The organism is Candidatus Pelagibacter sp. PS_43 (assembly GCF_059417795.1).
Window position 1 is genome coordinate 1008169 of record NZ_CM182066.1, and the last position, 19467, is coordinate 1027635.

General features: G+C 30.3%; 16 protein-coding genes. 6 read left to right on the forward strand and 10 right to left on the reverse strand.

Features of this window, described 5'->3' with window-relative positions; genetic code table 11:
- Position 1: 1 nt before the first annotated feature.
- Genes ileS through AC5SLL_RS05535 form a run of 3 tightly spaced genes read right to left on the reverse strand, consistent with a single transcriptional unit; the run spans position 2 to position 4457 of the window.
- Complete coding sequence (ileS, locus tag AC5SLL_RS05525) at positions 2-2719, reverse strand: isoleucine--tRNA ligase (protein WP_494586390.1); 2718 nt, start codon at positions 2717-2719, stop codon at positions 2-4.
- Between the two features lies 1 nt (position 2720).
- Positions 2721-3635 (reverse strand): riboflavin biosynthesis protein RibF, encoded by a 915-nt coding sequence (gene ribF / locus AC5SLL_RS05530; RefSeq protein WP_494586391.1) that lies wholly within the window; start codon positions 3633-3635, stop codon positions 2721-2723.
- A 3-nt stretch (positions 3636-3638) separates the two neighbouring features.
- On the reverse strand, positions 3639-4457 hold the full coding sequence (locus AC5SLL_RS05535; RefSeq protein WP_494586392.1) for a TIGR01459 family HAD-type hydrolase: 819 nt from the start codon (positions 4455-4457) through the stop codon (positions 3639-3641).
- Positions 4458-4580: 123 nt separating this feature from the next.
- On the opposite strand from AC5SLL_RS05535, the gene groES reads away from it, so the two are divergent.
- Together groES and groL are read left to right on the forward strand one after the other, a co-directional pair.
- Positions 4581-4871 (forward strand): co-chaperone GroES, encoded by a 291-nt coding sequence (gene groES / locus AC5SLL_RS05540; protein ID WP_494587075.1) that lies wholly within the window; start codon positions 4581-4583, stop codon positions 4869-4871.
- A gap of 24 nt (positions 4872-4895) precedes the next feature.
- Entirely contained in the window at positions 4896-6560 is a 1665-nt protein-coding gene (gene groL, locus AC5SLL_RS05545; RefSeq protein WP_494586393.1) for a chaperonin GroEL, read from the forward strand.
- Positions 6561-6642: 82 nt separating this feature from the next.
- Here the strand turns inward: groL and AC5SLL_RS05550 are convergent, their stop codons facing one another.
- Together AC5SLL_RS05550 and AC5SLL_RS05555 are read right to left on the reverse strand one after the other, a co-directional pair.
- The gene (locus tag AC5SLL_RS05550; protein WP_494586394.1) at positions 6643-7473 is read right to left on the reverse strand and encodes a serine hydrolase; all 831 of its coding nucleotides are present in this window, start codon (positions 7471-7473) and stop codon (positions 6643-6645) included.
- Positions 7474-7768: 295 nt separating this feature from the next.
- The gene (locus AC5SLL_RS05555) at positions 7769-9124 is read right to left on the reverse strand and encodes a hypothetical protein (protein ID WP_494586395.1); all 1356 of its coding nucleotides are present in this window, start codon (positions 9122-9124) and stop codon (positions 7769-7771) included.
- Positions 9125-9304: 180 nt separating this feature from the next.
- Here AC5SLL_RS05555 and AC5SLL_RS05560 point away from each other — a divergent pair, with 180 nt between their 5' ends.
- Positions 9305-9667, forward strand: coding sequence for a hypothetical protein (locus AC5SLL_RS05560; protein ID WP_494586396.1), 363 nt, complete (start codon positions 9305-9307; stop codon positions 9665-9667).
- 351 nt (positions 9668-10018) lie between these two features.
- Here the strand turns inward: AC5SLL_RS05560 and AC5SLL_RS05565 are convergent, their stop codons facing one another.
- Positions 10019-11776, reverse strand: a complete 1758-nt coding sequence (locus AC5SLL_RS05565) for a DEAD/DEAH box helicase (RefSeq protein WP_494586397.1) — start codon at positions 11774-11776, stop codon at positions 10019-10021.
- A gap of 195 nt (positions 11777-11971) precedes the next feature.
- On the opposite strand from AC5SLL_RS05565, the gene typA reads away from it, so the two are divergent.
- Positions 11972-13798, forward strand: a complete 1827-nt coding sequence (gene typA, locus AC5SLL_RS05570) for a translational GTPase TypA (RefSeq protein WP_494586398.1) — start codon at positions 11972-11974, stop codon at positions 13796-13798.
- On the opposite strand, the gene yczE is transcribed toward typA, so the two are convergent.
- Positions 13795-14445 carry a membrane protein YczE gene (gene yczE, locus AC5SLL_RS05575; protein ID WP_494586399.1) on the reverse strand — a complete coding sequence of 217 codons (651 nt, stop codon included), beginning with the start codon at positions 14443-14445 and terminating at the stop codon, positions 13795-13797. The genes typA and yczE overlap by 4 nt on opposite strands.
- Before the next feature lie 157 nt (positions 14446-14602).
- Between yczE and AC5SLL_RS05580 the strand changes: the two genes are divergently transcribed.
- Entirely contained in the window at positions 14603-15286 is a 684-nt protein-coding gene (locus tag AC5SLL_RS05580; RefSeq protein ID WP_494586400.1) for a DUF6134 family protein, read from the forward strand.
- Positions 15287-15292: 6 nt separating this feature from the next.
- On the opposite strand, the gene AC5SLL_RS05585 is transcribed toward AC5SLL_RS05580, so the two are convergent.
- The 3 genes from AC5SLL_RS05585 to tldD are packed head-to-tail and all read right to left on the reverse strand — an operon-like array spanning position 15293 to position 18995.
- A complete protein-coding gene (locus AC5SLL_RS05585; RefSeq protein ID WP_494586401.1) occupies positions 15293-16261 on the reverse strand; it encodes an NAD(P)/FAD-dependent oxidoreductase in 969 nt (322 codons plus the stop codon).
- Complete coding sequence (locus tag AC5SLL_RS05590) at positions 16258-17577, reverse strand: TldD/PmbA family protein (protein WP_494586402.1); 1320 nt, start codon at positions 17575-17577, stop codon at positions 16258-16260. Before AC5SLL_RS05590 ends, AC5SLL_RS05585 begins: the two co-directional genes overlap by 4 nt.
- Before the next feature lie 5 nt (positions 17578-17582).
- Positions 17583-18995 carry a metalloprotease TldD gene (gene tldD, locus AC5SLL_RS05595; protein WP_271516261.1) on the reverse strand — a complete coding sequence of 471 codons (1413 nt, stop codon included), beginning with the start codon at positions 18993-18995 and terminating at the stop codon, positions 17583-17585.
- 106 nt (positions 18996-19101) lie between these two features.
- Here tldD and AC5SLL_RS05600 point away from each other — a divergent pair, with 106 nt between their 5' ends.
- The gene (locus AC5SLL_RS05600) at positions 19102-19464 is read left to right on the forward strand and encodes a rhodanese-like domain-containing protein (RefSeq protein ID WP_271516260.1); all 363 of its coding nucleotides are present in this window, start codon (positions 19102-19104) and stop codon (positions 19462-19464) included.
- Positions 19465-19467: the final 3 nt, after the last annotated feature.

A 19467-nucleotide genomic window follows, 5' to 3' on the forward strand; every position in this document is an offset into this window, starting at 1 on the left:
TTTAGTTTGGATGTCTTTCACAGCCATTTTTATTTATTTTCCAGCATACAGTACATTTTTCGCCTTCAGCTTTATTAGTAATTACTGTTATTTCACTTGATGAACTTTTTTCAACTATAGCACTTGAAGTGATACATAACTCTGAAAAATCTATATCTTTAAAACTATCAATCATTTTATCATTTAAATTAATTAATATATTTGCCTCTAAGCTTGAGCCTATCTCTTTAGTTGCTCGTTTTGCTTCTATACTAATATTACAAATATCTCTTATTTTTTTTAACTCTATCCATTTTTTATTTAATTGTTCATTTTCAAATGATTTTGGAAATTCCATAAATTCTTCTAAATGAATACTTTTTTTATCTTTGCTTATTAGCGTAAAAATTTCTTCTGTTGTAAATGACAATATTGGTGCAAACCATTTAATAAGGGATTCAAGAATTATATTTGAAACAACAATACAACTTTTTCTTCTAGCTGAATCTTTGCTGTCACAGTACAATGCATCTTTTCTGATATCAAAATAAAATGCTGATAAATCTACAGTGCAAAAGTTTAATAATTCTTTATAAAGATTATGAAAATCATATGATTTGAAATAATTATTAAAGTTTTTATTTAATTCAAAAACTCTATGAAGCATATATTGCTCTAATTCGGGTAATTGATTTAAATCTAATTTTTCTAAATCTATCTTTTTAAATTCATCATTTAAATTTCCTAATAAATATCTAAAGGTATTTCTAATTTTTCTATAAGAATCTGCATGTTGTTCTAAAATCGAATAATCTATTCTTAAATCTTCTGCATAATTTGATGATGCAACCCAAATTCTTAAAATATCTGCACCATATTTTTTTAATATATCCTCAGGTGCAATTACATTTCCTAGAGATTTGGACATTTTAAGTCCCTTGCCGTCGACTACAAATCCATGTGATAAAATAGCTTCATAAGGAGCTCTACCTCTAGTTCCACAAGACTCTAATAATGACGAATGAAACCAACCCCTATGTTGATCAGAACCTTCAAGATACATTGAAGCGGGCCATTGCAAATCTTCTCTTTTTTCTAAAACAAATGAGTGGGTGCAGCCACTATCAAACCAAACCTCAACAATATCACTCATCTTATCATAATCTTCTGCCTTATACTTGCTACCCAAAAATCTTTGTGGGTTGTCTGAAAACCAACAGTCAGAACCTTCTTTTTCATAGATACTTGCAATATTTTCATTTACCTCATCATCAACCAAAACTTCTTTGGTGTTTTTATTAATAAATATTGGTAGAGGAACTCCCCATACTCTTTGTCTTGATACACACCAATCTGGTCTTGTCTCAATCATTGCTTTTATTCGTTCTCTTCCTTTATCTGGATAGAAAGTGGTGTCATCTAAAGCTTTTAATGCTTTCTTTCTAAGTCCATGGCTTTCCATTGAGATAAACCATTGAGGAGTTGCTCTATGAACAAGAGGTGCTTTAGATCTCCATGAGTGTGGATATGAATGAATTAATTCTCCACTAGATAATAATTTTTTTTCTGCTTTTAATTTTTCAATTACAATTGGGTTAGCTTTAAAAATGTGAATACCATCAAATAAAGGTAGGTTCTTAGTATATTTTCCATCGCCATCGACAGTCTCTATTGCTTTAATTCCATGATTTAAACAAAGATTAAAATCGTCTGGCCCATGACTTGGTGCACAGTGTACAATTCCTGTTCCTTGTTCTGTTGTAACAAATCTAGCCTCAAGCATTGGAACATCATAGTTATAGCCAAGTGCTAAAAAAGGATGGCTACAAATTGTGTCTTTAAAATCACTTCCCTTAATTTTTTTAATTTCTTTATAATCATTAATATTACAGTCTTTAATAACAAACTCTAATAGTGCATCTGCTACTACTATTTTTTTTCCTTTAAAGTCACCCTCATCATTTAATTGAATGATTTGATAATCAAGGGCCTCATTGTAAGCTAAAGCTTTATTTGCAGGAATTGTCCAAGGTGTTGTAGTCCAAATTATAATTTCTGTTCCTTCTAGTTCTTTCAAGTTTGTTTTTACAACTGGAAAGGCTGTGTAAATTGTATCAGACTTATGATCTTGATACTCTACTTCAGCATCAGCCAATGCAGTTTTTTCAACGGTTGACCAAAGAACAGGCTTAAAGCCTTTATATAAACTTCCTTCTTTTAAAAATTTTCCTAATTCTCTTACAATTTGAGCTTCAGCTTCAAAACTCATTGTTGCATAATGGTTGTCCCAATCTCCAACAACGCCTAATCTTTTAAATTGTGTTTTGTGAACTTCAATCCATTTTTCAGCAAACTCTCTACATTCTTTTCTAAATTCAGTAATTGGAACTTCATTTTTGTTTTTTTTGTTTTTTTTGTATTGTTCTTCAATTTTCCATTCAATGGGTAATCCATGACAATCCCAACCTGGAACATATACTGAGTCTTTTCCATCCATTTGATGAAATTTAACAATAATATCTTTTAATATTTTATTTAAAGCAGTACCCATATGAATATTGCCATTTGCATATGGTGGTCCATCATGAAGAATAAATTTTTCTTTTCCTTTGTTGGATTTTCTTAACTCTTTATAGAGATCAATTTTTTTCCAATATTCTAAAATTTCAGGCTCTTTATTTTGTAAATTAGCTTTCATTGAGAAAGCTGTTTTTGGTAAATTGATATGTTCTTTACTCATTTTAACTTTTAGCAACTTTTAAGTCACTTTGAATTTGTTTTTTTAATTGATCAACTTTTTTGAACTTTTTTTCTTTTCTTATAAATTTTGTGAACTCCACTGATAAGTGCTTATTATAAAGATTTCCAGAAAAATTAAAAATATGAACTTCTAATAATATTTTTTTTTGGTTAAAAGTTGGCCTATATCCAAGATTAGCTATAGCTTTAAGAGATTTATTTGAATTTTTTTGCTTCACATTAACTGCATAAACCCCCGGCATTGAAATGACATAATCTTTTATATCTATGTTGCATGTTGGAAATCCAATTTTTTTTCCTTGTTGTCTTCCTTTTTGAACTATTCCTTCAATTGACCAATTTCTACTTAAAAACTTGTTAGCTTTTTTTAAATCTCCTTTTTCTAAAAGAGATCGAATATAGGTTGATGAGATAACTTTTTTATTTAAAATTAATGGTTGAGGTTTGACTATTTTGTAGTGATATTTTTTTTCATTTTCTATTAATTGCTTTACGTTACCCTCTCTTTTATTGCCAAACCTAAAGTTATCACTTACGAATATATATTTTGCTTTCAATTTTTTTGACAAAATTTCTTTTATAAAAAAATCAGATTTTATTAATGAAAATTTTTTATCAAATTTTTTAGTTATAATAAAATCTGCTCCTAGATTTTCTAAAATTATATTTTTTTGATTTATGTTTGAAATTCTAAAATTTTTAAAACCTTTATTAAAAAACATTTTGGGCATTGGCTCAAAAGTTAAAACCCCAATTTTTAAATTAAATTTTTTTTTATAATTATTAGCTTGTTTAAATAATTTTTGATGTCCCAAATGAACTCCATCAAAATTTCCAATCAAAATGATTGAATCTTTATGATTATTAGAGACATTAAAATTTTTATATAGCTTCATATTTTACCATTTTAATTCTGTTTGGATGAAGTTTACAATAACCTCATATTTCTTTGAAACCAAATCTATACCTTCTTTTTTAATTTCATCTTTATGAATACCATTTGCTATAATTAAAGAATCATAATTTAAAAGATTTGCACCTTTAATATCAGTATTTAAATTATCACCGATTGATAATACTTTTTTTCCCTGATTGTTAATTGCTTGATTATATACCTCAGGAAATGGTTTTCCAAAATATATAACCTCACCACCTAATTTTTCAAAAACTAATGCTACTGATCCTGCACACAATTCTCTTTGGTGACCTCTATCTACAATCAAGTCAGGATTTGTGCATATCATTTTTTTATTAATCTGATCTTTAAATAGTTCTTTATAAAAATTTAAGTTATTACCCTGATCTTCAAACAAACCTGTGCAAAGCAAATATTTGCTTTCTTCAATTTCTAATGTCTTATTTTTTTTAAAGTCTAAAAATAAATCAAAATCTCTTGGCGGACCAACATGATAAAACTTATCTTCTAATAAATTTTTTTTTAAATAATTTAACGATGCTTCTCCAGATGAATAAACTTTTTTTCTTATTTCTTTATTCATACCCATCTTTTCTAGAAATGCATTTACCGTCTTATTGGGTCTTGGTGCATTAGTCAAAAGCACGTAATCTTTTTTTGATTTAGTAATTTGCTCTAACGTTTTAACTGCTTCCTTATGAAGGGTGATGCCATTATGTACTACGCCCCATAAATCAATATAAAAAATATCATAATTCTCAACAATTGACCTCAATCCCTCTTTATCTAAATTCTTAGCCATAATGGGAGGTATAGCTTATTAAAATCACAATTTCTCTCGTTTTTTGACCCACATATTTTTTTAACCAAACCTTGAAATAGTTAGCCTAATAGCTATATGAGTCGCACAATAAAAGGAGAATTTATGAAATTTAAACCGTTACACGATAGAGTTCTAATAGAAGTTTTAGACAGCAGTGAAAAAACTGCTGGAGGAATAATTATCCCTGATACAGCTCAAGAAAAGCCTCAAGAGGGTAAAGTGATTGCTGTTGGTGGTGGTGCAAAAACTGAAGATGGAAAATTAATTCCAATGGATGTTAAAGTTGGTGACAAAGTTCTTTTTGGCAAATGGTCAGGAACTGAAATCAAAATAGATGGCAAAGAATACAACATAATGAAAGAATCTGACATTATGGGTATTTCGGGAAAATAATTAAATTAAAGGAGAAAAATAAAAATGGCTAAAATTATAAAATTCGACTCTGAAGCAAGAGCGGCAATGATAAGAGGTGTTGATATCCTTGCAAATACTGTGAAAGTTACTCTTGGACCAAAAGGTAGAAATGTCGTTATCGACAAATCTTATGGTGCTCCAAGAATTACTAAAGATGGTGTCTCTGTTGCTAAAGAAATCGATCTAGAGGATAAATTTGAAAACATGGGTGCTCAAATGGTTAAAGAAGTTGCCAGCAAAACAAATGAAGAAGCTGGTGATGGAACAACTACAGCAACTATTTTAGCTCAAGCGATTATTAAAGAGGGTGTAAAATATGTTACTGCTGGTATGAACCCGATGGATGTTAAAAGAGGAATAGATGCAGCTGTAGATCATGTTAAAGCAAGTTTAATTTCTTCAGCAAAAAAAGTTAAAGACACTGATGAAATTGCTCAAGTTGGAACTATTTCAGCTAATGGTGATAAAGAAATTGGTAATATGATTGCGAAAGCAATGCAGAAAGTTGGCAATGAAGGTGTAATCACTGTTGAAGAAGCTAAAGGAGTTGAAACTGAGTTAGATGTTGTTGAAGGTATGCAGTTTGATAGAGGTTATCTGTCACCATACTTTATTACAAATGCAGATAAAATGACTACAGAGTTAGAAAACCCTTTCATTCTATTGCATGAAAAGAAATTGACTAACTTACAGCCAATGGTTCCACTTTTAGAAGCCGTTGTACAAGCTGGTAGACCACTAATGATTATTTCAGAAGATGTTGAGGGCGAAGCTCTTGCAACTCTTGTTGTAAATAAACTTAGAGGTGGTTTAAAAGTTGTTGCAGTTAAAGCTCCAGGTTTTGGTGATAGAAGAAAATCAATGCTTGATGATATTGCAATTTTAACTGGCGGTCAGGTTATCTCTGAAGATATTGGTGTTAAACTTGAAAACGTTAAACTTACAGATCTTGGATCTTGTAAGAGAGTTAAAGTTGATAAAGATAACAGCACAATCATTAGCGGCAATGGTAAAAAATCTGAAATTGAAGCTAGATGTGCACAAATCAAACAACAAGTAGGTGAAACAACTTCTGATTACGACAGAGAAAAACTTCAAGAAAGACTAGCTAAACTTGCTGGTGGAGTTGCTGTAATCAAAGTTGGTGGTGCAACTGAAGTAGAAGTTAAAGAAAGAAAAGATAGAGTTGAAGATGCTCTTAACGCAACTAGAGCCGCTGCTGAAGAAGGTATAGTAGTTGGTGGTGGTTGTGCCCTTTTATACGCTTCACAAAGTCTAGAGTCACTTAAAGTTAAGGGTGATGACCAAAAAGCTGGTGTTGCATTAGTAGCTAAAGCTTTACAGGCTCCAATTAGACAAATAACTTTAAATGCTGGAGTAGATGGTTCAGTTGTAGTTGGAAAATTACTTGAACAGAATAAAAAGAATATGGGTTACGATGCTCAGAACGAAGAGTACGTTGATATGTTTGCTAAAGGTATCATCGATCCTGTTAAAGTTGTAAGAACAGCTTTACAAGATGCAGCTTCGATTGCTGGATTACTTGTAACTACTGAAGCCATGATTGCTGACAAACCAGACGACAAAGACTCTGGCGCTGGTGGAATGCCTGGTGGAATGCCTGGTGGAATGGGCGGCATGGGTGGTATGGGTGGAATGGGCATGTAATACGGTTCCATCTAGAGAACACTCTAGATACAAATACTAAACAAAATTAGAACCCTCGAAATGAAAGTTTCGGGGGTTTTTTTTAATTCTTAATCACCTTGTAAACAATTTTGTTCCAATTGTAGTGACGATCTATTGCGTGAACAATAACAATTCTACCACTTGTCATATCTATTAATATTTGTTGACCTGCATAACCATCCATTGCAAATACAACATTCTTTGTACCTTTAAGAGACATATGAAACTGGCCACCATATTGTTTAGTATATGCAAATACAGATTTAGTATCATCTTGTTTTTTCTTTTTATCAACTCTGTTGTCATAGATGTTTCTTAAATAATCTCCAATACAACTATCTGAATGGTAATCATTCATAATTGTTTTTGCTATTCGTAAATAATCTTCTGAAGTAGCAAAAAAACTATATCTTTGACTGCCTTTTGCTATATCTTTTGAAGACCAAGAAACTTTCATAAAGTGTACGGTATCTTTTACACCAACGTGATCAGTAAAGATTTCTTTTAATAGTTTCTCATAATCTTTACCAACTTTGTGTATCACATAGTTGATTGCAACATGAGTTGACATTGCACTGTAATTATAGGGAGAGTTTTCTTCTTTCTTTTTTGTGCCTTTAAACCACAACATACTCTCTGCAACAGTTCTTCTATTAATTTGTTTATTTTTATTACCTTTAAAATATCCATCACCTTTAAACTTCTTTTCACCAATATAATTATGATCACCTGAAGTCATATTCAATACTTGTGATAAAGTGTTATCGGCATACAAAGTATTATTTAAAACAGCCCAATCATTCATTTTGGCATTTAGATCAATACCATACTTACAAACAGCATGACCTGTAACATAAGAGATCATAGATTTACCCATTGAGTTTGATCTCAATAAATTTATATTCTTTCTAATTGCATCGTTATAATTTTTCTTATTGATAACAATCTTACCATTTTCAAATAATAGGTAATTAACTAATCCTGTTTTGTCTCTGTTATCTAATTGTTTTTGAACATATTGAGAAAGTTTGTTATCAACTAATTCTGTTTCTAACTTTTGGTAATTATCACTACCTTGGACTGAATAACTAACACCAGAAAAGTATTGTTCTTCTGGTTTGTGAGCAGAGTTTGCAACACCAAACCATAGTAATAAGTTAAAGAAAATAATTAATAATAACTTCGTATTACTTTACCGTACTTTTCTTAAAGGGTTCCACCATAAGTTTTTTGATATTATATTTGTACTTCTTGTTATTAAAGTGAATTGAATTAATTACTACAATTTTTGAATTATCCATATCAATTAACATAGTATTCCCACCATAGCCGCTAATACCGAATATTATTCTATCTTTCAAACCAGGATATTCCATATGAAAAAAACCACCATACGAAAGACCAGGACTAAATGCTGGTTCTTGAAAATCTGTACCTTTAACTTTCTTTTTAATTTTATTTGACTCCAGGGTTTTTAGATATTTACCAGCACATGTACTGTTTTGATAATCATACATCATTTTTTTACCAATTCTTAACCAATCATATCTTGACGCAAAAAACATATTAGAGGCGTCTCCTTCAGCAGTTGGATCTTTAAGTCTATTAAAATAAACATCATTTTCTATACCTGCTGTCTGAAAAGTTTTGTTTAGAACATCTTGAAAATTATCTCCTGTTTTGAAAAGAACATAATTAAATATAATGTTAGGTAATAATTGATGATAACTGTATTTTTTACCAACATGTTTTTCTTTACTTTTTGAGCCTCTAAAAAAGAAATTCATATTTTTTTGTACTGACCTTGTATCGGTAGACCAATCGCTATCCTTAACTAAACCAAAATCATTTATAATATGATTATCACCAGCCGCCATATTGACTAAATCAATTAACTTTTTATCATAATAAAGAGTGTTGGTCATCATTGGCCAATCACTCATTGTAGAATTCAAACCATCAATATATCCTTCACATATTGCTGTACCTAAAACTAGAGAAACCATTGATTTGCCCATTGAGTTTGATCTTAAGTCAGTATTATTATCTATAAAATCGCCAAATCTATGTTTGGGTGAAATTTCATCAATTTTAATTTTTCCATTGTCATAATACAAATAACTTAAGATGGCTTTTGTGTTCATTTGTTTCTGAATAAAAGCGTTTGGTGTTACATCAAATATAAATTCATGTTTATTATTTGGTAATACTTTATATGATCCAAACTGGTAAGTGTTCCTGTCACCATTTGTATGAGACCAGGTATTTTTATAATGGTAATAGATTAAAGTATCTCTATTAGGATTTGAATGATAAGGCTGTGCCCACCTTCCTTTGTAAGGTTTTACATCTAAAGCGATATCACCATTTTCTGTTAAATATTCTGTATAATTGTTTTTCTTTAACCATAAATGAAACTCAACAAGGTCATTGTTGTAACCTTTGGATATTTTAGTTGTTTTATTGGCAGAATTAGCAATACCGCCCAGACCAAACAATAATAATATTTTTAGTGTTATAATAAATGTTATATATTTTTTCATATTAAGATCATTTCAATTTTTAATTTAATTTTCAATACTTTTGACTTCCTTTTGAATTACCTATGAAAAGTGATGAATCGTGATGAACAATCTAAGAAAGTATAAGTAAAATTTAGTATTATCACATATCATATTATAATTTTATTCTTGAAATTGATTAATTTAATTATAAGGTTAAGTATGAATTCCGAAAAAAAATTTGAAGATACAGGTGCATTTAAACTCTGGTCTTTTATCGGGGGATTTGGACAATTTTCTACACTGTATGGGGACACATCAACTAAAAGTAAATTTATGGTGATAACTCATCCAAATTTAGTTGTTATCGTTTGGAACTTATTTTTATCATTTCTTCTTTCAGCAACACTTATGGGTTTATTTTTAACAATCCCTGCTTGGAGAACATTTAAAAAGCACAATGCTAAAATACCTTTAGCAGTATATTCAGTAAGTATTGGTTTAGCCTTACTTTTATGGATTTGGATGGGTGTTTCATCTGATTGTTGGGCTACAGATCCGATCACAGGCAAGTGCCCTGTATAAATATTAAATTTATCTTTAAGATAACTCTTTTTTTAATTATTTAAGTTTTTTCATTGAAGTCATCTTATGGATTGGTTAGAGATTGAGTGTAAAAAAAGATGAACTTAGATGAACAATTTTAAGAAAAGATAAGTAAATCAATACTCAATGAACTAGTGAATGAGAATGTAATCCCACTCTTTTCAAAAAGAAATTCAAAGGCCATCTTTTTAGATGGCCTTTTTTTTATTAAGCTGTTATAGGATTAAGATATGTCAAAAAGATACAGTGGAAAATCATTTAAAGATTCAAGTACTGCTAAAAAACCAAAATTAAGCCTGAAAGAAAAAAGAAAAAATAAAAAAGAGAAATCTAAAAAATCTTAGACTTAAGATCTTTTTTGACTGTGTTTTTTGAAGGTAAAGCTTTTAGGTCTATCACTTCTGCTTTTAAACTTCTTCTTTCCATCAAAACTAGAGCTTTTTTTTCTCCACTCGTTGATGAGCTTTCCGATGTTTTTTTTCCAAAGTATTTTGGATTATTTGTGAATCCTGTTGGTTTCGAGTTATCTTTTTTTGTAAAACTAGATTTTCCTTTGTAACCGAAACTTTTTTTCTCTCCATCTCTTGATGATCGGTCAGGTCTTCCATAGCTAGAGGGTTTTGATTTATCGCCAAAACTAGATTTTCCTTTGTAACCGAAACTTTTTTTCTCTCCATCTCTTGATGATCTATCAGGTCTTCCGTAACCAGATGGTTTTGACTTGTCACCAAAACTGGATTTTCCTTTGTAACCGAAACTTTTTTTCTCTCCATCTCTTGATGATCTATCAGGTCTTCCGTAACCAGATGGTTTTGACTTGTCACCAAAACTGGATTTTCCTTTGTAACCGAAACTTTTTTTCTCTCCATCTCTTGATGATCTATCAGGTCTTCCTTTGCTAAAAGATTTTTTTTCATCTCTAAATTTTCTTTTTTTATTGTAAGGAGCTTTTCCTCTTTTTTTTCCTCTTGAGTCTCCTCTTGCACCACGTGGTGCAGGTTTAAAATTTGGATCAATTAATTTACTAATTTCATTCCACATCGATCTATCATCAGGTGTTAAAAAAGTTAAAGCAGAACCTTCTGTTCCAGCTCTAGCAGTTCTTCCAATTCTGTGAACGTAATCTTCTGGAACTTGTGGAAGATCAAAATTAATAACGTGCTGGATTAAAGGAATATCCAGTCCTCTTGCAGCAACATCAGTTGCTATTAATATTCTTTTAAGACCTTTTCTAAATGAATTAATTACACGGTCTCTTTTACTTTGACGAAGATCTCCATGAATAGCATCAGCTGAATGGCCCTCTTCTTTAAGACGCTTAACCATTTTATCAGCACCTCTTTTAGTTTTAACAAAAACTAAAATTGATCCTTTTCTTGCTATAAATTGGTCTACTAGTTGATCGTATTTATTTTCTTTAAAAACCTGAAGAGTTTCTTGTTTAATTTTTGCAATAGGTACTGATGTTGACCCTGTTGAAATTCTTTCAGGCTTATTTAGATATCTTTCAGAAATTCTAACAATATTCTGAGGTAGTGTTGCAGAAAATAATAAAGTTTGATGATCTTTTGGAACAAATTTTAAAATTAATTCTATTTGAGGGGTAAAACCCATATCTAACATTCTATCAGTTTCATCTAATACTAGATATTTGGTAGCTGATAAATTTAAGCTTTTTCTTTTTAAGTGGTCATTAATTCTTCCAGGAGTTCCAACTATTATTCTTGATCTATTACCTAGTTGTCTAAGTTGTTTTTGCATTGCCTCTCCACCAATAAGTAAGGCAGTTTTAATGTTAATTTTATCACTAATAATGCTTTTAATTGCAGCCATTACTTGAGTTGCAAGCTCTCTAGTTGGACACATAACTAATGCAAATGCATTTTTATCTAATATTAATTTATTTATTAGAGGAATACTGAATGCCAATGTTTTTCCAGTTCCTGTTTGAGCTGTTCCTAAAATATCTTTTCCCTCTAAAGCAACAGGAATTGCCATTGCCTGAATTGGAGTTGGTTTCGTAAATTTCATTTTTTCCAATGAATTCTTTAACGAATCTTCTATTTTTAATAATTTAAAATTTTCCATTTAGGTATTTAGATTTTTTAAAATTTAAGGAGATGTGCTCTTAATCCTTTAATACGTCTAATTTATATAGGGATATCTATACGTTTTTATAACAATCACAAGAAGTCAATTTTTAGAATAATTAATTTAAGTGAGTAAATATTGATTTTTTTTAAGTTTTCAAATGACTCAATTAATGTATAAGAGCGTCAAATTATGAGTAACAATATTCGAAACATCACAATTATCGCTCACGTTGACCATGGCAAGACAACTATGATCGACAACTTAATGAAGCAAAGTGGTTCATTTAGAGAAAATGAAGTTGTAGATGAAAGGCTGATGGATTCTGGAGAATTAGAAAAAGAAAGAGGAATTACTATTTTAGCTAAACCTGCTTCTATAGATTGGCAAAACACTAGAATTAATATTATTGATACTCCGGGTCACAGAGATTTCGCTGCTGAAGTTGAACGTGTTTTAAGTATGGCTGATGGCGCGTTATTATTAATAGACTCAGCTGAGGGTGTTATGCCTCAAACAAAATTTGTATTAGCTAAAGCTCTTAAACAAGGTTTAAAGCCAATAGTTGTAATAAATAAGTTAGATAAAACAGATCAAAGAGCTAATGAAGTTTTAGATGAAACATTTGACTTATTTGTAAGTTTAGATGCAAACGAAGAACAGTTAGATTTTCCAGTTATGTATGCAAGTGGTAGATCTGGATGGGCAGATAAAGAAGTAGATGGACCAAGAGAAAATTTACACCCATTATTAGATTTAATTATAGAACATGTTAAGCCAGCAGATCTTGATAAAACTAAACCTTTCGCAATGCTATCTACTTTATTATACGCAGATAGTTTTTTAGGTAGAAGTTTAGTTGGAAAAATATCTCAAGGAACAGCAAAAGCTAACCAGCCTATTAAGGCAATAAATCTTAAAGGTGAGAAAGTTGATGAAGGTAGATTAACTAAAATTTTTAGATACGAAGGAACTAAAAAAGTACCCATCGAAGTTGGTGAAGCAGGAGATATTGTTGTAATTGCAGGTTTAGAAAAAGCTAATGTAGCAGATACAATTTGTGATCTTGAAGTAAACGATCCAATTCCAGCAACTCCGATAGATCCTCCAACAATGTCTATTACTATAAGTGTGAATAGTTCACCTTTAGCTGGAACAGAAGGTAAAAAATTAACAAGTACTCAAATCAGAGATAGACTGGTTACTGAAGCACAAAATAATGTTGGAATTTCTTTTTCCCAGAACAAAAATGTTGATGCCTTTGTAATTAGTGGTCGTGGTGAGTTAATGCTTGAAATTCTACTGACACAAATGAGACGTGAGGGTTTTGAAATGACTGTAAGTCCTCCAAAAGTTTTATACCAAAAAGATGATAATGGTAACAGACTAGAACCAATTGAAGAGATTACTGTTGATGTAGATGAAGAGTTTTCATCAAAGATTATTGACTCCATGAATAGAAGAAAAGGTAAATTACTTGATCTTAAAGATACAGGAAAAGATAAAAAAAGATTAATCTTTCATGCACCAACAAGAGGCTTGATGGGTTACACAAGTAGATTTTTAACTTTAACAAAAGGAACTGGTGTAATTAACAGAATTTTTCATGGTTATGGAAAATTTGAAGGTGAAATGGATGGTAGAAAAAATGGTGCTTTAATTTCAATGGCAAACGGAAAAGCTGTTGCGTTTGCAATATTTAACCTTCAGGCAAGAGGTGAAATGTTTGTTACACATAATGACCCTGTTTATGAAGGAATGATTGTTGGCTTAGCACCAAAACCTGGAGATATGATTATAAATGTCATGAAAGGTAAACAATTAACTAATATGAGAACTCAAGGAACTGACGAAAATGTTGTACTTACTCCAGTAAGACAAATGTCAATTGCAGAACAATTAAGTATGTTAAATACCGATGAAGCTTTAGAGATTACCCCAAAATCTCTTAGACTGAGAAAAGCTATTCTTAATCCTACAGAGAGAAAAAAGAACGAAAAATCTGGGACACCTCTTTAATTACTAAAAATTTTTCCAACAAGATATAATCCTAAAGCAACCGCAGGTCCTATTCCAAAAGCAAACAATAAAGTTCCAAGTCCCACTATCCCTCCAAGATACCAACCTACAGACATTACGGTAATTTCAATAGCGCCTCTTACTAATGCAATTGGTAAATTAGTTTTTTTTTGTAAACCCACCATTAGCCCGTCTCTTGGCCCTGCTCCTAAATTTGCAACAAGGTAGATACCACCACCCAACCCAACGATAAGCACAGCAGCAATAGCTAAAAGAACTTGGTTAATATAATTTTCTGGAGTTGGTACAAAATTAATACAAACATCAATCATTAATCCAATAATAATCGCATTCAAAATTGTTCCAATTCCAGGTTTCTGTTTTAAAGGTAACCAAAGAAGTAAAACTCCTATACTTACAAAAATAGTTATTATTCCTGTTGAAAAATTAACATTTAATGAAATACCTTGAGCAAGAACACTCCAAGGTGAAGCTCCTGCAAATGATACAATTAATAACCCCTCACCTAAACCGAACAAAATAAGACCAAACACTAAAAAAAAAAGTGAGGAAAATTTTGGTTTGAGATTTAAAGGTTTTTCAGAACTCCATGATACTTTAGGAATATTTTTAATATATAAAAACATACAATAATATTTTATGTATTTTATACTTATCGAATTTACAAGATTATTGTTATCAAAAATTTATTTAGGAGTGTAAGCAACATTATAATGTTTTTTACTCATTTTATAAATTAAAGACTTCCTTCAAAAAAAAAGAGGTCTAATATTCTAATTTATAATGAAAAAATTATTAATATTTATTTTTACACTGGTAGTGCTTACTTCAAACCTTTACGCACACACCTCTCATTACAAAGACTTTAAAAAGATAGAGATGGAAATTTTAAAAGATGGAAAAGTGATTGGGTATAATTATTATTTTTTTGAAAAAGTTGATGACATATTGATAATTAAAAATCAAATTCAATTTAAAGTAAACCTATTTGGCATTGAAGTTTTTAATCTTGAGGGGTATGGAGTAGAAAAACATAAAGATGATAAACTGATATCATACGAGTCAAAGACTTTACAAAATGATAGAGAGAAATTTGTAAATCTTATTTATGATTCTAAATCAGATAAATTCAAAATTAATGGATCATCTTATATTGGTCTTGCAGATACTAAAAATATAATAGGAAATTGGTGGAACCATCAGATATTACAAGCAGAGTCACAAATTAGCCCTATATCAGGCAGTATAAAAGAACAGGTTGTAAATTTTTTAGGTAAAGAAAAAATTGAATTATATGGAAGTATAATTGAGGTCGACCACTTTAAATTGACATCAAAAGATATGGCCATTCCTAAAGATAAAAGACTAGATTTCGATGTTTGGTACGATAGAAAAAAAGCAATGATTGTAAAAGTTGCATATTCAAGACTTGGAAACTGGGAGTATAGATTAAAGAGCTACAAATAAAATTTATTATTTAATTTTAAGAGATAAATCTTTTGCACTTAGCCATCCTGACTCAAGTCTTGATCCAACAAACCAGTCAGCGCATACACCCAATCTTAAAGAACTATTCCAGTAACTTTTTATTTTAAGTGGGTTTGAATTAAAGGCATACTTCCATCCATGATTTTTTGAATGTAAAATTTTACTTTTTTTAAAACCTGTAAGTTTAAAAAATTTATCTATTAATATTTTGGAATTTTGTAGTTTATTAATTCTATTATTATTAATGACTTTGTTTGCCCATTTAGGAGTACTTTGAAGAGTCCATAAATCATAATTGCTCTTAAATCTTTTTTTACTATTTTCATAAGCAGCCCACCCCAGAACTGAGTCTGAGAAAAAATAACTACTGATTTTTGATCCTAAATTTTTAACAACCATCATAATTGTTATATTGGCTTCCATTTTAATTTTCTGATTGATAAAAGAATTTTTAATGTATTTTTTTGATAATTTTTTTAGTTGAGGAAATGGACATGTTAAAATTATTGATTTGTAAAATTTCTTAGAACCATCATTTAAAGTAAGTTGCCAAATACTATTTTTGTGTAAAATATTGGTAACCTCACTATTAAAAAAACAATTAATATCTTTTAAGAGGTATTTGCTGATGGCATTATTGCCATTCTTACCAATTATTTTGATATGTTTTTTATTTTCTTTGATATTTTCTTTTAAAAAAAGATGTTTACCAGGCCATTTTTTTAAAATTTTTTTTGAAATTAAATTATCTACAAACCTTTTAAATTTGATGTTTTTTGGAGAAATATATTGGGCCCCATGATCAAAGCTTTTTTTGAGATTAAATTTTTTATTTGATGCTCTTCCACCGGCACCTCTAGCTTTATCATATACATCTACAATATATTTTTTACTTAGATGATTTGCTATTGTTGCGCCTGATATGCCTGAACCAATAACACAAAAATCTTTCATTTACCGGCAACTACCATACCTTCAATTAATATTGTTGGTGCATTTGTTGAATATTTAAACTCTAGATCATCTGCTAAGGTAATATTTTTAAATATATCCTTAAAATTTCCTGCAATAGTAATTTCACTAACGGGATATTTAAATATTCCATCTTCGATCATAAAACCATTTGCACCCACTGAATAATCTCCTGTAACTAAGTTGCTCCCATGACCGATTGTTTCAGTAATATACAATGCTCTTTTATTAAGTTTTAAAAGCTCTCTGTATGAAACTGAGCCTTTTTCAAAAAATAAATTACTTGTTCCACCAGATCTGCCATTAGATTTTAGGTTTAATTTTTTTCCATTATAGGTGTCCACTAAATAATGTTTTAAAACACCACAATCAACTAACTTTAATTCTTCAGTTTTAACACCCTCAGAATCAAAATATCTTGAGCCCAATCCTTTAACAATGTCAGGTTTATCATAAATGTTGATTGAAGATGAAAATATTTCTTCATCAATTTTACCTTTTAAGAAAGATGTGCCTCTTGCAATAGATGATGCTGATATAGCATTTGCTAAAACACCTAATATCCCTTTTGAAATTCTTCTATCAAAGATAATGCTAATCTTTTCACTTTCTATTTTTTTTGGATTTAATTTCTGTATTGTTTTTTTTGCAGCAACTGATCCAATTTGTTGAGGTCTAATCATATCCTGTAAATGACAAGTGCTTGTAAATTCATAATCTCTTTCCATTTTGTCATTTGCATCTTTGGCAACAGCAACACATGATGCTGAAAAAGATGAAGATTTATAACCATTTATAAATCCATCACTGTTTGCTAATATAAAATTAGACTTAGATTCAGTAAAACCTGTTTCAGTATTAATAATTTCTTTTTTTTGAAGTGCTGCTTCTTCAGCTTCTTTTAAGTATTCAATTTTTTCATCATTTTCGATATGATCGTCATCATATAAGTTTAAGTCATTAATTTTATCAGCCAGCAATTCTTTGTCTGGTAAAGAATTATACTCATCCTCTGGTGTAATTTTTGTTGTCTCAATGCATCGCTCAATTAAAGTTTCTATATTATCATCATTAAGATTTGATGATGTAATGCTAGATTTTTTTTTTCCAATATAAGTTGTTAAACTTATAGCTAAGCTGTCTGACCTATCAGATTCGTCTAACTTTTTATTTCTGTAATTAACTGTCTCTGATATAGAGTGCATAACAGCAGCACTGCTTTCTGTAGCACCTAACTTTTTAGCTAAATCAATACAAAATGAAGCTTTTTTTTTTAAATATTCCTGATCTTTTACCATTTATATTATAATTGAGTTCCACCAACAGTCATTTTGTCAATTAAGATTGAGGGTTGCGCAACACCAACAGGAACACCTTGACCCGCTTTACCACATGTTCCAATACCTGGATCAAGCATCATATTATTTCCAACCAATGAAACTTCTTTTAAAATAGATGGTCCATCACCAATTAAAGTTGCACCCTTAATAGGAGAGCCTATTTTTCCATTTATAATTTCGTAAGCTTCAGTGCAATTGAATACAAATTTTCCTGAAGTAATATCAACTTGTCCTCCACCAAAACTTACAGCAAATATTCCCTTATCAACTGACTTAATCATTTCCTCTTGAGAATATTTTCCATTCATCATCATGGTATTTCTCATTCTTGGAAGGACAACATGCTTGTAACTTTCTCTTCTACCACTACCTGTAGATCTTGTATTCATTAATCTTGCATTTAATCGATCTTGCATAAAATTTTTTAATATTCCATTTTCAATTAAGACTGTTTTTTCAGTTGGTGTGCCCTCGTCATCAATTGTTAGACTACCTCTTCTGTTATGAAGTGTTCCGTCATCAATAATTGTTACACCTTCACTAGCCACTCTTTGGCCCATTAAGTTATGAAATGCAGATGTTTTTTTTCTATTAAAGTCACCTTCTAATCCGTGTCCTATTGCTTCATGTATCAATATTGCAGGCCAACCTGATCCTAAAACAACTTTCATCTCTCCTGCGGGGGCTGGTTTGCTATCAAGGTTTACTGATGCAATTCTAAAGGCTTCATCACATACATTTTTCCAATTGTCATCTTTTAAATATTCATCATAGGATTGTCTTCCTCCAATTCCATAAACACCAGTTTCTTTCTTTCCATTTTTCTCAAGCATTACCGAAACATTAAAACGAATTAATGGTCTAACATCGGTTAACACCTCTCCACCTGACCTTATGATTTCTATAGATTTATATTCTCCTGCAAAACTAGCAGTGACCTGCTGAACTATTCCACCTTTTGCTCTAGTATAACTATTAACTTTTTTTAAAAGCTCTAATTTAGACTCAAGTGATTTTTCATCTATCGGATTAATATCTTTATAAAGTTTTTCATTGGTCTTGGGAATTTCATGATTATAAATACCTTTTTGTGATTTAAGAGTTGAACTTAAATTGTTAGCAGACTGCTTTAACGAATTTCTTGAAATCTCATTAGAATGAGAATAGGCAACTACCTCACCTGTAACTGCTCTTAAACCATATCCTAAATCAGAACTATAACTTGAGCTCTTAATTTTATCATCATCCAGTACAATTGACTCACTCTTTGAATTTTCTAAATATAGCTCACCATCATCACAATTATTTAAAGTCTCAGAAATAATATTTTCTGCATCTTTTCTAGATAAATCTGTTTTAGTAAAAAAATCACTCACATGTAATAGATAATAGGTATATTTATATTTTCAATCTGCGTATTTCACGCATATACAAAATGATTGATTATGTGTAATTTTATTTTTTAACAAAAATAAGGATAAAATGAAAAAATTTGATGAATTAATGAGCGTTTCCAATGAAATAACTAATATATCTGTAGATGAAGCAAGAGAAAAGTTAAAGGACCCAAATGTTCAATTTATTGATGTTAGGGACAAAAGTAGTTTTGACTCAGAGACTATAGGAAATGCAATTAATCTTGAAAGAGGCTTGCTTGAATTTTATTTAGCAGAGGGTAGTCCTTTAGAAAATGAAAATTTTAAAAACAACCCTGATAAAGAATATATAGTTTTTTGTGGTCTTGGTGGCCAAAGTACTCTTGCAACAAAAACGATGCAAGAAATGGGAATAAAGAATGTAAAAAATATGACAGGTGGAATTAAGGCTTGGAAAGAAAATAAATAATTC

Excerpts from the sequence above, each read along its gene's own strand:
- ileS (WP_494586390.1), bottom strand. The coding sequence starts at position 2,719 with ATGAGTAAAGAACATATCAATTTACCAAAAACAGCTTTCTCAATGAAA.
- ribF (WP_494586391.1), bottom strand. The coding sequence starts at position 3,635 with ATGAAGCTATATAAAAATTTTAATGTCTCTAATAATCATAAAGATTCA.
- AC5SLL_RS05535 (WP_494586392.1), bottom strand. The coding sequence starts at position 4,457 with ATGGCTAAGAATTTAGATAAAGAGGGATTGAGGTCAATTGTTGAGAAT.
- groES (WP_494587075.1), top strand. The coding sequence starts at position 4,581 with ATGAAATTTAAACCGTTACACGATAGAGTTCTAATAGAAGTTTTAGAC.
- groL (WP_494586393.1), top strand. The coding sequence starts at position 4,896 with ATGGCTAAAATTATAAAATTCGACTCTGAAGCAAGAGCGGCAATGATA.
- AC5SLL_RS05555 (WP_494586395.1), bottom strand. The coding sequence starts at position 9,124 with ATGAAAAAATATATAACATTTATTATAACACTAAAAATATTATTATTG.
- AC5SLL_RS05560 (WP_494586396.1), top strand. The coding sequence starts at position 9,305 with ATGAATTCCGAAAAAAAATTTGAAGATACAGGTGCATTTAAACTCTGG.
- AC5SLL_RS05565 (WP_494586397.1), bottom strand. The coding sequence starts at position 11,776 with ATGGAAAATTTTAAATTATTAAAAATAGAAGATTCGTTAAAGAATTCA.
- typA (WP_494586398.1), top strand. The coding sequence starts at position 11,972 with ATGAGTAACAATATTCGAAACATCACAATTATCGCTCACGTTGACCAT.
- yczE (WP_494586399.1), bottom strand. The coding sequence starts at position 14,445 with ATGTTTTTATATATTAAAAATATTCCTAAAGTATCATGGAGTTCTGAA.
- AC5SLL_RS05580 (WP_494586400.1), top strand. The coding sequence starts at position 14,603 with ATGAAAAAATTATTAATATTTATTTTTACACTGGTAGTGCTTACTTCA.
- AC5SLL_RS05585 (WP_494586401.1), bottom strand. The coding sequence starts at position 16,261 with ATGAAAGATTTTTGTGTTATTGGTTCAGGCATATCAGGCGCAACAATA.
- AC5SLL_RS05590 (WP_494586402.1), bottom strand. The coding sequence starts at position 17,577 with ATGGTAAAAGATCAGGAATATTTAAAAAAAAAAGCTTCATTTTGTATT.
- AC5SLL_RS05600 (WP_271516260.1), top strand. The coding sequence starts at position 19,102 with ATGAAAAAATTTGATGAATTAATGAGCGTTTCCAATGAAATAACTAAT.